Genomic DNA, 14,164 nt, shown 5'->3' on the forward strand with positions numbered 1-14,164 from the left:
TTGTATATCAAGTTCTCGAGAAAGAAGGTGCATTCCGATGTTAGAAATCGAGAAGCCCAGAATCGAGTGTATCGAGCGTTCTGAAGATAACTCCTATGCAAAATTCATTGTTGAACCTCTTGAGCGAGGATATGGGATCACCTTAGGAAATTCTTTAAGGCGGATTCTCCTGTCCTCTCTCGAGGGATCAGCGGTAACATCAGTCAAAATCGAAGGAGTACTACACGAGTTCTCAACGATTCCGGGTGTTTTGGAAGACGTTACAGACATTATTCTCAATTTGAAGTCTCTTGCTTTGAAGGGCTATACGGATGAGTCTAGGGTTATACGTATTGAAGCCCAGGGTGAAGGTGTTGTCTTGGCAGGAGATATTATAACTGACCCAGATATTGAGATTTTAAACAATGACTTGAAGATTGCGACATTAGATAAAGATGGTCGGCTATTTATGGAAATGACGGTAGAACGCGGCCGTGGCTACGTTCCTGCTGACAAAAATAAGAAGCCAGATCATGTCATCGGAGTTATCCCCATTGACTCCATCTTTGCCCCGATTTACAAGGTCAACTACACGGTAGAGGATACCCGGGTTGGTCAGATCACGGACTATGACAAGTTAACCCTTGAAGCATGGTCTAATGGCAGTATTTCACCGGAAGAAGCTACCAGTTCGGCAGCCAAAATCCTAAGTGATCATCTGCGCCTTTTCATGGGACTCACTGATAAACTCAATAGTATTGAGGTTTTGGTGGAAAAAGAAGAGGAAGCCAAAGATAAAATCCTCGAGATGACGATTGAGGAATTAGATCTGTCTGTTCGTTCTTACAACTGCCTGAAACGGGCAGGGATTAACTCTGTTGAAGAGTTGACCCAAAAAACGGAAGAAGACATGATTAAAGTACGTAACCTTGGTCGCAAGTCTTTAGAAGAAGTGGAATTTAAACTTAAAGACTTAGGTTTATCTTTCCGACCTGCTGAAGACTAATTCGGTGCAAAAGGAGGGGAATGTAATTGGCTTACCGCAAGTTAGGAAAAAACACTGGTCATCGCGGGGCAATGTTGCGTAACATTGTCACTTCCCTGTTAAGACATGAGCGTATTCAAACGACAGAAGCACGCGCCAAGGAACTGAATGCTATTGCTGAAAAGATGATATCACTTGGCAAGCAAGGAGATTTGGCTGCCCGTCGTTTAACAATGGCTTATCTGATGGATGAAGATGTTGTTACGAAGTTATTTGATACTATCGCGCCGAAATATGCTGACCGTCAAGGCGGCTATACTCGGATCATGAGACTCGGCTTACGTCGAGGAGATGCTGCCACAATGGTAATCATCGAACTCGTTTAATGCGGTACTTAAGGGCTGGGTTTGCTTACAAGGTTAAGCATGCCCAGCCTTTGCGGTACACCCTTAGTAAGTAGCGGAGGCTATGCTTATCATGCGAAACATTCGTCTAAAACTAGCCTATGACGGAACAAACTATCACGGATTCCAACGACAGGATGAAGCCCATGGGCCCACAGTTCAGGGAACCTTGGAAGCTGTATGGGCAAGACTCGTCGAGGAAAAGATAACTCTAGCTATGGCAGGTCGGACGGATGCGGGGGTGCACGCCTCCGGTCAAATTGTGAATTTCATGACTGCCGCCAGAATTCCCGAGGAAAAAATTCCTAAGGCATTTAACAGTCTGCTTCCAAGGGACATTCGCATACTTGAGGCGGAGTGTGTTGCGGACGACTTTAATGCCCGATGGTCAGCAAAATGGAAGCGCTATGATTATCTGATTGATAATAAGCGTATACCGGATATATTTAAGCGTCTTTATGCATCCCATATGCCCATACCCTTAAATACTGACCACATGCAACAAGCGGCTGCCTTTCTGGAAGGACGACATAATTTTAAAACCTTTGCAGCTGCAGGTGGTGATAGTAAGAGGTTTGAACGAACGATTTATAGGTGTCAAGTAAGAGAAGAAGACAACCGATTAATTAGAGTATCCTGCGTGGGAGATGGGTTTCTATACCACATGGTCCGCATTATTGTTGGAACACTCATGGAGGTAGGTAAGGGACGTACTCTCCCTGGAGAGATTCCCGAAATTATTGCCAGTCATGATCGGAAGCGCGCTCGCGTGATTGCACCTGCACACGGCTTAACCCTAGTCCATGTAAATTATACGGATGAAAGTCCATTTGAGGTTTTTAAAGTGCTTTTCAAATAAAGCTTGACATTAGGTTCAATTTCAAATAATATATCAATATGAGTTTTTATGCCTTGGATATGATTGAGCCCCATGCCCCTGGCATACGCAAGCATGATTGAGCCCCATGCGAGTGAGGAAAAACAGCAAAACTTCTAAATTGGAGGGAAAGTCATGTCCACGTTTTTTGCGAAAGCACAAGAACAGGAGCGTAAATGGTATATTATTGACGCTGAGGGAATCCCCTTGGGTCGTATTGCTACTGAAGCAGCACGTCTCCTGAGAGGTAAACATAAACCGACATTCACCCCTAATGTTGACACGGGGGATCATGTCATTATTATTAATGCTGCAAAATTAGTTTTAACAGGTAACAAACTAAACGATAAAATGTATCGTCGTCACTCAGGATATCCTGGCGGGTTAAAAGAAGTTCCTTACAAAAAGTTAATGCAAATCATGCCAGAACGAGCTATGGAACATGCTGTGAAGGGAATGCTTCCTCATAACAAGTTGGGCGCCCAAATGTACACTAAGTTAAAAGTGTACAAGGGAGATACACACCCCCATCAAGCTCAACAACCTGAAATTTGGACAATTCAGTAGGAAGGAGGAAGTAAAACATGGCAACTCAATTACAATACGCAGCGACTGGACGACGCAAAAATGCAATTGCTCGTGTTCGTCTTATTCCCGGTGAAGGAAAATTCATCATTAATAAGCGTGAATTAGCGGAGTATTTTGGTAAGAAAACTCTGGAAATGATTGTTCAACAACCATTTAATATTACAGATACACTTGCTAAATATGATGTTATTGCTCTCGCTCATGGGGGGGGAACTACTGGCCAAGCTGGTGCGATTCGTTTAGGGATTGCTCGCGCTTTGTTAAAGGCAGATATTAGTCTCCGTCCAAGTCTTAAGAGAGCTGGCTTTCTTACACGTGACCCACGTATGAAAGAGCGTCGCAAATACGGCTTGAAGAAAGCTCGTAAAGCTCCACAATTTTCGAAACGTTAATACAGTGCAATTCAAAGGAAGGGATTTATCCCTTCCTTTTTGTATTAGGAAACATATATTTGCTCACAATAGAGTTATCCTTTCACTTGTAGATTGGATACTTAAATGTTAAAAAATAGGCCCAATGTCGGCATGCTAATATTCTTTTATCCGAAAAGATAATAGTTTGAACTGGGTTGGTAAAACTTTTTGTGACAAGCCAAACGAATATTCTGAGGGTCTCCCCCATAAGGTAAGACGGAATAGACTAGGGGAGGGATAGGAATGAAACCGATTTGGGTTATAAGTGTGAAACGACGTAAGATATTTTTAGGAATTGTGCTTACACTTTTTTTGACGTTAGCTCTTGTAGCTGGATTTAGTGGACAGGACAAAGAAATATGGAGTTGGACCTTGGGAGATCGAGTCATGGTAATTGACGCAGGTCACGGAGGTGTGGACCCCGGTGCAGTTGGAATAAGCAAAGTATTAGAAAAAGATATTACCTTGGCTGTATCCAAACGCTTGCAAGCGCTGGTTCAGCAAAGTGGAGCTAAGACAATTATGGTTCGCGAAGATGACCGAGACTTAGGTACTTCTCAAGGACATTTGAGGCGGAAGAGAGAGGATTTAGCCCAACGCATCCAATTGGCGATGGACTCTCAAGCTGAAGTATATTTAAGTATTCATGCCAATAGTTTTCCCGATGCAAAACTTACAGGAGCGCAAACGTTTTATCATTCAGATTCTCCGGAAGGAAAGCTCTTAGCTCAATCGATTCAGCAAGAGCTAAACAGTATGACAGATACCAAAAGAGTTGCTAAAGGAAATCAAGATATTTATGTCTTAAAGAAGGCAAATCAGGCAGCCGTGACTGTCGAACTAGGCTTTCTTTCAAACCTTCAAGAAGAACAGTTATTGACCACTCCCGAATATCAACAAAGGTTAGCAATTGCAATCTTTCAAGGGGTAAGTACCTATTTTAGTAAACAAGCTGGTAATAAAGGTTCAAGATAAATTGGGGAATTTTGTTGAATAATATTAGTTTTGCAGGGAAATCATTTTCTTTTCGCGAATGTGTAATCAAATAAACATATCTGTGAAAGTAGGGAACATTTGTGGATATTCTGCCCATTATATTATTTCTTCTTGGCGTTTGTTTCTTGTTTTTGGGTTGGCGTTGGCAGAATCCACCCAGCGAAGAAGCCTTGACAGCCTTGAAAGGGTTAGCGTATTTGAAGAGAGAAGTTATTCGGGTACAAGATCAGGTTTATGAGCTCGAAAGTAAACTGTTAGAAGCTAGGGTGAAAGATATTCAAGAAGTTGAAAACAGAGAAATTATATCTATAGAACAAGAATCCAATGCGGAGGAACCTAGCCCTGCGGAACTTGAAGTTGGAGAAATACAAGCTAAAGAAAATCATGATTTTAGTTTGTTTAAAACGCAAGAAGAGATAATGCATAGTGAAGTTGAATCCCACCCCCATCTCTCACCAAAATACCAAGAAGTATTGGAACTTGCCGCAAACGGGCAACGTATACCGGAAATTGCTCAACGCTTGTTTTTAAGCCAAGATGCGGTAAGGATGGTATTGAGAATGCAAGCAGATGGAGGTAAGAACAGTTGAAAGTGACACGATCCTTTTGGCTTGGGTTAGGTTCAGGACTTATTTTGAGTGCTATGCTGTCTCTGTTCTTCTCTCCTCAGCAGAGGCCCTCAGATGGTCAATTAAATCCGCAAACATCGCTTCCAATAACTGAGGAGACAAAAGAACCTGATCCTGCGCCGCCCGTTCAGCCCGCCGAATCTGATCCAAAAGAGAGTTTGCCGCCTGACCCCCAAGTTTCGCCCCAAATTGATCGAGATTTTGTAATCCCAAAGGGAGCCAGTGCTGAACGAATAGCTGATTTGTTGTTTGCTCAAGAATTTATTAAGGATAAAGAGGCGTTCTTAGCGCTTACTCGTCAAATGAGAGCAGAGCGGCGTTTTAGAGCAGGAACTTTTAAATTGTTAGTTGGTCTTAGTGAGGAAGAAGTGATTTTTAGGTTGCTAAAGTAGAGGACTTGTGTGACACAGCGCTCGGTGCTTACCACGCAGAGCAAACTAACCGTTTAAGCTCCTGGCTATGGAGAGCGGGGTTCTCGCCAGATGAGCCGTCCGCAGGCCATGGATGGCCAAGTGTCCCTGTAGACATGGACGGCGAGAAGGGACCGTGTGGCTCACTGGCGGCAGTGTACATCCGACGTCCAAGGATGGACTAGTGTCCCCGGAGCCAAGGATGGCGGGAGGGGACACTGTACGCTGCCTGCCTCTGGGGTCGGAGCTTAAACGGAAGGTTACTATTTCTGCCTTTCGTAAAGAGGTCGCGCTCGTGTCACACTGCGTCCTGGGTCTTGGGACGAAGGACGAGGGGAGCGTTGCTTTGGGAGAAGGCACATTTTATGTGCGCCTTCCAGCTTGGTTTTGTGTAGAACGTGTGCAAGCCGGGGTGGTCGTGATCTGGAATTGAATATATGCTTGCAAATTGTTTGCAAGCTTTTTTCTTTTTGGGGAACATTAATATGTATCGATAAAATGGGCAATATTTTGAACCAAGGGGCTTGGTATCTTGCCTCGAATCACTCGGAGTAGAAAATTAAAAGCAGGGAGTATAAAAGCTATGCAAAAAAAAGTCATTAGGATTATTGGAGTACCTATTGATTTGGGTGCAGATCGTCGTGGAGTGGACATGGGTCCAAGTGCTATTCGATATGCTGGTTTAAATGCCAGATTAAAGGGGTTGGGTTGGAAGGTTGAGGATTACGGCAATCTGGAGGTTCCGGTTCCTGAGACGCGTGAGATCAAGGACAAGCGTCTTAAGTATCTGGAGGAAATTGTCACGATTAATGAACGTCTTCATCTCATAGTTTCTGAGGCAATAAAGGAAGGGGTGGTCCCCTTAATCCTTGGTGGAGACCATAGTTTAGGAATTGGGGCTCTAGCAGGATTGGCTTTAAGTGAAAAATCGTTTGGATTAATTTGGTTTGATACACATGGTGATTATAATTCCCTTGATACGACTGAAAGCGGTAATATTCATGGTATGCCCTTGGCAGTAGCTAATGGGATCGGTGCTCCGGAATTAACCTCCATTGGCGGGGCAAAGAAAAAATTGCGTGAGGAAAATACCGTGATTATTGGAGCGCGTGAAATGGATCCTCAAGAAAAGGAACTGCTTCGGAAGTCGAAAATAACTGTTTTTACGATGCGAGATATCGATCAAGTAGGAATGACGGAAGTGGTCAAACAAGGGATTAATATTGCTTCACAAGGGACGGATGGGATTCATATTAGTTTTGATTTGGATGTGATTGATCCTGAGGAGGCCCCAGGTGTCGGAACGCCGGTAGCAGGAGGAATTACATATCGGGAGGCACATCTAGCGATGGAACTCTTGGCTGACTCAGGACGTATTTCAAGTATGGATGTCGTAGAAGTGAATCCGATTTTAGATAATCATAATAAAACAGCTAAGCTAGCCGTAGGGCTAATATGTTCAGCTTTTGGAGAACAAATTTTCTAAGGGGTGAAGTAAAATCGCAATTGAGATATTTAAATATAGAGTATCTTTTAAATTGTTCATTGCGAATAAAACAGGTTGTAGGTTAAAATGGTTATAGTATTTTGCTCAAATCCCCTTGAAACTTTTTAACTATTAAAACGTATTAAGGGTGAGAGGATAATTTGAGTTTAAAAGTACTCAGGATAGGAGCCTAAGTTAATGGAAGATGCCGAGGTCATTCGGCAAGTACTAGCAGGTCATCACCAACAATACGCTGTCCTTGTCCAACGTTACCAGGAGCCCTTGATTCATTTCTTGTGCCGAATCCTTGGTTCAGAAGAGGATGTTTTTGACTGCGCTCAGGATGCTTTCCTGGCAGCCTATCGAAATCTGAATCGGTACTCAAAAGAATATCCGTTTCGGGCCTGGCTATATGCCATTGCTCGCAATAGGGCGCTTGATCTTTTGCGTAAGAGGCGTAAAGAAGTTTTAATAACTTCAGATGAAAACACAGTTGATCATCAACCTGGCCCTGAGGAAATATTGTTGGCTAAAGAGCAGGCAACCCTTTTATCTGAGGTTTTACATGAACTTCCTGAACATTACACTCAAGCACTCTATTTGCGTTATCATCAAGAACTTTCGTACAAAGAAATAGCCGTAGTGCTGGAGGTTCCTGTAAGTCGAGTCAAAACATATATTCATCGAGGAAAAGAAAAGCTTCGCCAGAACCTGGAAAGGAGGGAGACTCATGGAGGAGAAGGACAACCTGCAATGGATTAAACTGTTTAGAGATGAACCTATTCCCAAAGCAGCTCTGGAAAATTTCCAAGCTCAGCTCATGGCTCAAATTGCAGCACAACCTGTTGATTTCGGAGCAGAAAGCCGCTTGGCTGCGCGGCGAAAGTGGGGGTTAGGGTTAGCTTTTAGCTTGATGTTTACAGGATTATTGCTTGGGACAGTTTTATGGTTCGGAAGCGAAATACTATATCAAGGGCTGAATTCATTGCTGGTTATGTTCGCAGAGTTCCCTTATGTTTCTGAGCTTCAGCAATTTGGACAGCGAATTCTAAAAAGCCTCATATTATTTAAAGAGCTAAAGATCGGGATAGATCTTCTCTGGGGTGTTGTTGCTTGGCCATTACTGGGGGTTCTGTGTATAATAGTTGTTTTTAGAAACCCTCATTCTATTTACGAAGATTCTACAATCAAAGAAGCATAATTATTAAATGAATATGAATGATTGATAGAGCTAAGTTACTAGAGATAGAATTTGAGAAAAGAGATGGATTACCCATGGATGCAATTAAGGCTTTTTTTAGAGATCAGGCCCTGCATTTACGCAAAGAAGTATGGGAAGTTGCCCGCCAGATAGGGGAGCGTCCTGAGCTTGGATATAAGGAATACTTTGCGTCCAATAGCCTATGCAGTTTTTTGCAGAAGCATGGGTTTACAGTGGATCGTGGGATTGCTGGGATGGAGACCGCTTTTTTAGCAAGGTTTAAGGGTCCGCGTCCAGGGCCGACAATCGCATATTTGGCAGAATATGATGCCTTGCCGGTTATAGGGCATGGCTGTGGGCACAACTTGATAGGAGCGGCCAGCGCGGGAGCAGCGGTTATTTTAAGTAAGAGTTTAGAGTTAGCAGGTGAGGTTTTAGTAATCGGAGCTCCAGCAGAAGAGACCAGTGGGGCAAAAGTAACGTTGGTTGAGAAAGGAATTTTTAAGGACGTCGATGTAGCGATGATGTTTCATCCAGGCAGTCAAAACGTCCCTGTCATTTCCAGCCTGGCTTTAGATGCTTTGGAGTTTACATTTCACGGACGTTCTGCACATGCTGTAGCAGCGTCTGGTTTTGGAATTAATGCTTTAGATGCCATGATTAACTTTTTTGTGGGAATCAATGCACTCAAAAAGCAGGTTTCACAGGATGTGAAAATCAATGGGATTATTACAGAGGGGGGGACAGCCCCGAATATTATCCCGGAACGTGCGGTGGCACAGTTTTATCTGCGTGCTCGAAAACGTAAAGAATTGGATGAATGGAGAGAGCAAGTAATACGTTGTGCCGAAGGGGCTGCTTCCATGGTTTCTGCAAAAATGACTTGGCATAAGTTCGAATTTTCTTATGATGAAATGCATACTAATCTAGCTTTGGCTGAATGCTTTACTAGAAATCTGGGGGAGATGGGTATCCATCAGATAGCTTCTCCTCAAACGGCTATGGGGTCAGTAGATATGGGAAATGTCAGTCGTGCTGTTCCGTCAATCCATCCCTATTTAACATTAGGAACAGGCACTGAGATTCCTCATACTCGAGACTTTGCCCAGGTATCGCTGTCACCAGACGGAGAAAGATTAGTTTTGTTGGCTATGCAGGTGCTAGCCTTTACAGGCTGGGATGTTTTAAGCAATAATAAGCTGTTGCAACAGATCAAACGTGAGTTTCTGTTATTGACTAAAGAATGAGAGAGCATAAATAGTAAATAAATAGGAATTATAAATAAAATAAAAAAAGTGATTAAGAAAGGGGATGGCCCTTTCTTTTTTACGATAATGGTTGAATGTTTATGCAATTATATGTATAATTATTAAAATAGAAATGATTAGAGAGGGTGTTCAAGATATGAAAGTTGGTATTCTTGGCGCTACAGGATATGCAGGACAGGAATTGGTGCGGCTATTACATCGCCATGAAGAGGTGAAAGAATTATATCTGGGCTCGTCCAGTGTAGCAGGAGAGGATTATGAAACAGTCTACCCACATTGGCTAGGTCAAAATATAGGGATTTTGCAAGACGAAAACATACCTGATATGGATGTTCTCTTTTGTGCTCTTCCTCATGGGTTGACGGCAGAAAGAACAAGCGCATTCTTGGCGCGCGGAATTAAGGTAATTGATCTGGGTGCCGATTTTCGTTTGAATTCAGCAGAGATTTACGAGGAATGGTACAAAATAAAACATCCAGCTTCAGAGTTACTCAAAGACGCAGTATATGGATTACCAGAGCTTTATCGTGAGAAAATTCAGGGACAGTCTTTAATTGCCAATCCAGGTTGCTATCCAACGGCAACTTTGCTGGCGCTCGTTCCCTTGTTGCGTAAGCAATTACTTCAAACAGGCTATTTGATCATTGATGCCAAATCCGGTGTATCAGGAGCAGGACGAGGGGTCTCGTTAGGTACGCACTATGGCGAGGTAAACGAGAACTTTAAAGCGTACGGGGTTGCAAGCCATCGTCATACGCCAGAAATAGAACAAGAGCTGTCTCGCGCTGCAGGGTTGCCTCTAACTATCAACTTTACGCCACATTTGGTCCCTATGACGCGCGGGATGCTGGTGACAATTTATGCTAAAGTATCAGAGGGGGTTCAAGAAGAAGACCTGCGAAGCTGTTGGTTAGACCAGTATAAGGAAGAGGAATTTATTAATCTTTTGCCGCCGGGGACTTGGCCCCAGACAAAATTCTCCAGTGGGAGCAACCATGCTTTTTTACAATTGACGTTAGATAAAAGAACCGGGAATGCGGTCATTGTTGCTACAATCGACAATCTATTAAAGGGTGCAGCAGGGCAGGCTGTTCAGAATATGAATCTCGCTATGGGTTGGCCCGAGGCGCAAGGGCTAAAGGCAACAGCACTATGGCCATAATACATCATATTGGGGGCCGGTTCTTAGAACAAGCAACGATTTTTGACGGACTAAGTGAAGGAGCGTGTGAAGTAAGTGGATAATTCTAAAAAGGCTTGGAAGTTAATTAACGGCGGTATAGCAGTCCCTAAAGGGTTTTATGCAACTGGTGTCCAAGCGGGTATTAAATATATGGATCAATATGATGTAGCACTAATTTTTTCCGAGGTGCAAGCACAGGCAGTTGCAGTATACACTAGAAATTTAGTTAAAGCCCACCCACTATATTTAACCCAACGCCATCTAGAAAACGGTCTGGCACGTGCTATTGTCATAAATAGCGGCAATGCCAATGCTTGTGTTGGCGAGTTTGGCGACCAAGCGGCATTTGCCATGGCTGAAGTAGCAGGTACGTTTTTGGCAGTACCGCCCGAGGATGTTCTGGTGGCTTCCACAGGCGTAATCGGGGTCGAAATGCCGCTTGATAAAGTCCTGAATGGTATTCGGGTGGCGAGCTCGTTGCTTCTTAATGATGTGGTCAAAGGCATTCGCGGTCAGAAGGAAGAGGCCGATGAAGGGGCGCATCGAGCAGCCCTGGCAATTATGACGACGGATACGATGGTTAAGGAATATGCCTATGAGCTTTCCTGCTCAGAGGGAGGCGTGATTCATCTGGGTGCGATCGCGAAAGGGTCTGGAATGATTCACCCTAATATGGGTACCATGTTAGGTTTCTTGACGACAGACGCGTTTCTGCCGTCAGAAGATTTACAACGTATCCTGCGTGAAGCGGTGGAAGAAAGCTTTAATATGGTGACCGTCGATGGAGATACGAGTACTAATGATATGGTTATCTTAATGGCAAATGGGGCCTCTGGAATAACTCTGAGCGTGGAAGACCGAACGAATTTTGAAGAAATGGTTAAATCAATGTGCATTGAGCTGGCAAAAGATATTGCTCGGGATGGAGAAGGTGCTACTAAGTTAATGGAAGTATCAGTTTCTGGAGCTAAAACCAAAGAGGATGCTCGTAAAATTGCTCGGAGTATTTGTGGCTCCAGCTTGGTTAAAGCTGCACTCTTTGGAGAAGATGCGAACTGGGGGCGTATTTTGACCGCAGCAGGATATTCAGGAGCTGAGTTCAATCCCAACAAAGTCGACGTCTTTTTAGGGAAATTAATTGTTGCTCAAGCGGGAAAAGGTGTCACTTTTTCGGAAGAAGAAGCTAAAGTGATTCTAGCGCTTAAAGAGGTTCATATAAGTTTAAATCTTCACAGCGGGGAAGAACAAGCAACTGCATGGGGGTGTGATCTGACCCATGAGTACGTCACGATCAATGGGAGTTATAGGACTTGATCTTGAGGTTCATAAGCTGTGATTAAGACTGAAGACTGAGGAGTAGTTCTAAGGTTATAAAACTAAGATCTTAAGTCAAGAAGTCAAGTGTTGAAATTGGAGGTAGAAGAGATGACCCCGATGGAACAAGGATTAGGGAAAGCACGGGTATTAGTGGAGGCCCTTCCGTATATCCAGAAATTCGCAGGAAAGACCGTCGTGATTAAGTATGGCGGACACGCAATGGTTGATCCAGTTCTAAAAGAATCGGTCATGTTAGATATTCTTCTTTTGCATTCTGTAGGAATTCGTCCGGTGCTCGTTCACGGCGGTGGACCAGAGATTAACTCTATGTTGAAGAAGGTCGGAATAGAAAGTCAATTTATACAGGGTTTGAGAGTCACGGACGCCCAAACTATGGAGATCGCTCAAATGGTCTTATTAGGGAAGTTGAATACTGAAATGGTTTCTCTCCTCAATCGCTTTGGGGGGAAAGGTGTTGGATTATCAGGGAAAGATGCTAAGTTGCTCATGGCCGTTAAGAAGCCGATGCAGATGCCAAATAGTCTAGGGAAAATGGAAGATGTTGATCTAGGGCTTGTGGGAGAAATCCAAACGGTTACTCCCGATATATTGAACACGTTATTGGGACAGGGATATATTCCCGTTATCTCTCCGGTTGCCAGCGGCGAAGAAGGGGAAACTTACAATGTCAATGCAGATACAGCTGCGGGGAAAATAGCTGAGGCTCTAAAGGCAGATAAGTTGCTTCTTTTAACAGATGTACGAGGAATACTGAGTGATGTTTCTGATCCTGGATCACTTATTTCTACGATTTCGGGAGGGGAAGTCGCTACCCTCAAGAAACAAGGAACATTAAGCGGCGGAATGCTGCCTAAGGTAGAATGTGCAGTCTCTGCCTTAGACGCCGGGGTTGGCAGTGTGCATATCCTTGATGGACGACTAAGCCATGCAATTCTACTGGAATTATTTACAGATGGCGGGATTGGCACAATGTTCATCCGATGACTAACCTCCACTAGACTCTCAGTATAATTAGAGATAAGTGGAGGTAAGTCCCTGGATAGGTTCAACTAAACTCCAGGTGGAGTGGAACTCCACTGAAGTAAGTTTCCTGTATTTGATAGATAGGGGGATGAAATGAAATGTTAGAAGGCTTAACAAGTGAAGCGATTATTGAGCGCGGAAAAAATGTGGTAATGAATACCTATGGACGATTGCCTATGACGATGGTCAAAGGGGACGGGGCATGGGTTTGGGATTCTGACGGAAAGCAATATTTAGATTTCGTAACGGGACTAGCAGTTAATTCCTTGGGACATAGCCATCCTGCGATTGTCCGTGCTATTGAGGAACAGGCTAAAGAAATTCTGCACACCTCAAACATCTACTGGATACCGAATCAAGTTGCTCTCGCTGAGCGTTTAGTGAAGCATTCCTTTGCGGATAAAGTATTCTTTTGCAACAGTGGTGCAGAAGCTAATGAAGCAGCCTTCAAGCTCGCTCGTAAGTACGCCAGGAAGAATTACGGTGAGCATAAATATGAGGTGATTTCGCTTGAAAACTCATTTCATGGGCGAACCTTAGCCACCCTTACACTAACTGGACAGACAAAATATCAGGAAGGGTTTGATCCACTTCCTGTCGGCGTGACTTACGCTGCCCTAAATGATATTGAGGGTTTACGAGCAAAGATCGGTGACAATACGGCAGCAGTCTTTGTCGAACCCATTCAAGGAGAGGGAGGGGTAATCCCTGCTTCGATAGAGTTTCTCCAGGCAGCGCGTGAGCTATGTGACCAACATGGAGCTTTGTTGATTTTTGATGAGGTGCAGTGCGGAGTTGGCCGGACCGGAAAGCTCTTTGCCTATGAGTCGAGCGGTGTGGTCCCAGATATTATGACTTTAGCAAAAGCTTTGGGCGGAGGAGTGCCGATTGGAGCAATGCTAGCCACAAATAAAGTTGCCAAAGCTTTTCAGCCGGGAGATCATGCATCAACCTTTGGAGGAAATCCTCTAGCCACTGCGGCAGGGTGTGCTGTTTTAGATGTAATGCTTGCAGACGGATTTTTTGAGGGAGTTCGAGAGCGTGCTGCATATTTCCAACAAGGATTAGAGCGCTTAGCACAAAAATATCAGACGGGCGGTCCGGTCCGAGGACAAGGATTTATTGTGGGGTGGCCCGTCTCCAAGTTGGGTCCCGAGATAGTCGAGGCCTGCTTGAAAAATGGGCTTTTGATCAACTGTGTTGGAGGAAAGATATTACGATTCCTCCCCCCGCTTACTGTTGAAAAGCAAGAAATGGATAAAGCTTTGGGGATTTTAGACGAAATCCTTTCGAAGATTTGGTAAACCAGAAATCGGAGGTCAGAAGCCAGAGAATCAGAGGACACGTGAGCTTATGTAAGCATAAGTGCAACTAAGGCAATCGC

At 43.9% G+C, this 14,164-nt stretch carries 17 protein-coding genes; all 17 read left to right on the forward strand.

Going from position 1 to position 14,164, the window contains the following annotated elements; all coding sequences use genetic code 11:
* Window positions 1-37 precede the first annotated feature (37 nt).
* Window positions 38-985 (forward strand): DNA-directed RNA polymerase subunit alpha, encoded by a 948-nt coding sequence (locus LJE72_RS09055; protein ID WP_073032151.1) that lies wholly within the window; start codon window positions 38-40, stop codon window positions 983-985.
* A gap of 26 nt (window positions 986-1,011) precedes the next feature.
* Entirely contained in the window at window positions 1,012-1,350 is a 339-nt protein-coding gene (gene rplQ / locus LJE72_RS09060; protein WP_073032149.1) for a 50S ribosomal protein L17, read from the forward strand.
* A 91-nt stretch (window positions 1,351-1,441) separates the two neighbouring features.
* Window positions 1,442-2,227, forward strand: a complete 786-nt coding sequence (gene truA, locus LJE72_RS09065; protein ID WP_229247258.1) for a tRNA pseudouridine(38-40) synthase TruA — start codon at window positions 1,442-1,444, stop codon at window positions 2,225-2,227.
* A 153-nt stretch (window positions 2,228-2,380) separates the two neighbouring features.
* The gene (gene rplM, locus LJE72_RS09070; RefSeq protein WP_073032145.1) at window positions 2,381-2,812 is read left to right on the forward strand and encodes a 50S ribosomal protein L13; all 432 of its coding nucleotides are present in this window, start codon (window positions 2,381-2,383) and stop codon (window positions 2,810-2,812) included.
* A gap of 17 nt (window positions 2,813-2,829) precedes the next feature.
* Entirely contained in the window at window positions 2,830-3,225 is a 396-nt protein-coding gene (rpsI, locus tag LJE72_RS09075; protein ID WP_045574862.1) for a 30S ribosomal protein S9, read from the forward strand.
* Between the two features lie 264 nt (window positions 3,226-3,489).
* Window positions 3,490-4,221, forward strand: a complete 732-nt coding sequence (locus tag LJE72_RS09080) for an N-acetylmuramoyl-L-alanine amidase (RefSeq protein ID WP_229247259.1) — start codon at window positions 3,490-3,492, stop codon at window positions 4,219-4,221.
* Window positions 4,222-4,322: 101 nt separating this feature from the next.
* Window positions 4,323-4,832, forward strand: coding sequence for a helix-turn-helix domain-containing protein (locus LJE72_RS09085; protein ID WP_229247260.1), 510 nt, complete (start codon window positions 4,323-4,325; stop codon window positions 4,830-4,832).
* 2 nt (window positions 4,833-4,834) lie between these two features.
* The gene (locus tag LJE72_RS09090) at window positions 4,835-5,263 is read left to right on the forward strand and encodes an ABC transporter substrate-binding protein (protein WP_229247379.1); all 429 of its coding nucleotides are present in this window, start codon (window positions 4,835-4,837) and stop codon (window positions 5,261-5,263) included.
* A gap of 112 nt (window positions 5,264-5,375) precedes the next feature.
* Window positions 5,376-5,714, forward strand: a complete 339-nt coding sequence (locus tag LJE72_RS09095; RefSeq protein ID WP_229247261.1) for a hypothetical protein — start codon at window positions 5,376-5,378, stop codon at window positions 5,712-5,714.
* Between the two features lie 150 nt (window positions 5,715-5,864).
* Window positions 5,865-6,767, forward strand: coding sequence for an arginase (gene rocF, locus LJE72_RS09100; RefSeq protein WP_229247262.1), 903 nt, complete (start codon window positions 5,865-5,867; stop codon window positions 6,765-6,767).
* A gap of 198 nt (window positions 6,768-6,965) precedes the next feature.
* Entirely contained in the window at window positions 6,966-7,529 is a 564-nt protein-coding gene (locus LJE72_RS09105) for an RNA polymerase sigma factor (RefSeq protein WP_229247263.1), read from the forward strand.
* Complete coding sequence (locus LJE72_RS09110) at window positions 7,498-7,968, forward strand: hypothetical protein (protein WP_229247264.1); 471 nt, start codon at window positions 7,498-7,500, stop codon at window positions 7,966-7,968. The genes LJE72_RS09105 and LJE72_RS09110 overlap by 32 nt, the downstream gene beginning before the upstream one ends.
* Window positions 7,969-8,042: 74 nt before the next feature.
* Window positions 8,043-9,215 (forward strand): M20 family metallopeptidase, encoded by a 1,173-nt coding sequence (locus LJE72_RS09115; RefSeq protein WP_229247265.1) that lies wholly within the window; start codon window positions 8,043-8,045, stop codon window positions 9,213-9,215.
* A gap of 157 nt (window positions 9,216-9,372) precedes the next feature.
* A complete protein-coding gene (argC, locus tag LJE72_RS09120) occupies window positions 9,373-10,398 on the forward strand; it encodes an N-acetyl-gamma-glutamyl-phosphate reductase (RefSeq protein WP_229247266.1) in 1,026 nt (341 codons plus the stop codon).
* Between the two features lie 75 nt (window positions 10,399-10,473).
* On the forward strand, window positions 10,474-11,733 hold the full coding sequence (gene argJ / locus LJE72_RS09125; RefSeq protein ID WP_229247267.1) for a bifunctional glutamate N-acetyltransferase/amino-acid acetyltransferase ArgJ: 1,260 nt from the start codon (window positions 10,474-10,476) through the stop codon (window positions 11,731-11,733).
* 111 nt (window positions 11,734-11,844) lie between these two features.
* Window positions 11,845-12,741, forward strand: a complete 897-nt coding sequence (argB, locus tag LJE72_RS09130) for an acetylglutamate kinase (RefSeq protein WP_229247268.1) — start codon at window positions 11,845-11,847, stop codon at window positions 12,739-12,741.
* A gap of 137 nt (window positions 12,742-12,878) precedes the next feature.
* On the forward strand, window positions 12,879-14,084 hold the full coding sequence (locus LJE72_RS09135) for an acetylornithine transaminase (RefSeq protein ID WP_229247269.1): 1,206 nt from the start codon (window positions 12,879-12,881) through the stop codon (window positions 14,082-14,084).
* Window positions 14,085-14,164 lie beyond the last annotated feature (80 nt).

Source organism: Desulfosporosinus shakirovi, from assembly GCF_020595055.1.
GTDB lineage: Bacteria > Bacillota > Desulfitobacteriia > Desulfitobacteriales > Desulfitobacteriaceae > Desulfosporosinus > Desulfosporosinus shakirovi.

Excerpts from the sequence above, each read along its gene's own strand:
- LJE72_RS09055 (WP_073032151.1), top strand. The coding sequence starts at position 38 with ATGTTAGAAATCGAGAAGCCCAGAATCGAGTGTATCGAGCGTTCTGAA.
- truA (WP_229247258.1), top strand. The coding sequence starts at position 1,442 with ATGCGAAACATTCGTCTAAAACTAGCCTATGACGGAACAAACTATCAC.
- rplM (WP_073032145.1), top strand. The coding sequence starts at position 2,381 with ATGTCCACGTTTTTTGCGAAAGCACAAGAACAGGAGCGTAAATGGTAT.
- rpsI (WP_045574862.1), top strand. The coding sequence starts at position 2,830 with ATGGCAACTCAATTACAATACGCAGCGACTGGACGACGCAAAAATGCA.
- LJE72_RS09080 (WP_229247259.1), top strand. The coding sequence starts at position 3,490 with ATGAAACCGATTTGGGTTATAAGTGTGAAACGACGTAAGATATTTTTA.
- LJE72_RS09095 (WP_229247261.1), top strand. The coding sequence starts at position 5,376 with ATGGCCAAGTGTCCCTGTAGACATGGACGGCGAGAAGGGACCGTGTGG.
- rocF (WP_229247262.1), top strand. The coding sequence starts at position 5,865 with ATGCAAAAAAAAGTCATTAGGATTATTGGAGTACCTATTGATTTGGGT.
- LJE72_RS09105 (WP_229247263.1), top strand. The coding sequence starts at position 6,966 with ATGGAAGATGCCGAGGTCATTCGGCAAGTACTAGCAGGTCATCACCAA.
- LJE72_RS09110 (WP_229247264.1), top strand. The coding sequence starts at position 7,498 with ATGGAGGAGAAGGACAACCTGCAATGGATTAAACTGTTTAGAGATGAA.
- LJE72_RS09115 (WP_229247265.1), top strand. The coding sequence starts at position 8,043 with ATGGATGCAATTAAGGCTTTTTTTAGAGATCAGGCCCTGCATTTACGC.
- argC (WP_229247266.1), top strand. The coding sequence starts at position 9,373 with ATGAAAGTTGGTATTCTTGGCGCTACAGGATATGCAGGACAGGAATTG.
- argB (WP_229247268.1), top strand. The coding sequence starts at position 11,845 with ATGACCCCGATGGAACAAGGATTAGGGAAAGCACGGGTATTAGTGGAG.
- LJE72_RS09135 (WP_229247269.1), top strand. The coding sequence starts at position 12,879 with ATGTTAGAAGGCTTAACAAGTGAAGCGATTATTGAGCGCGGAAAAAAT.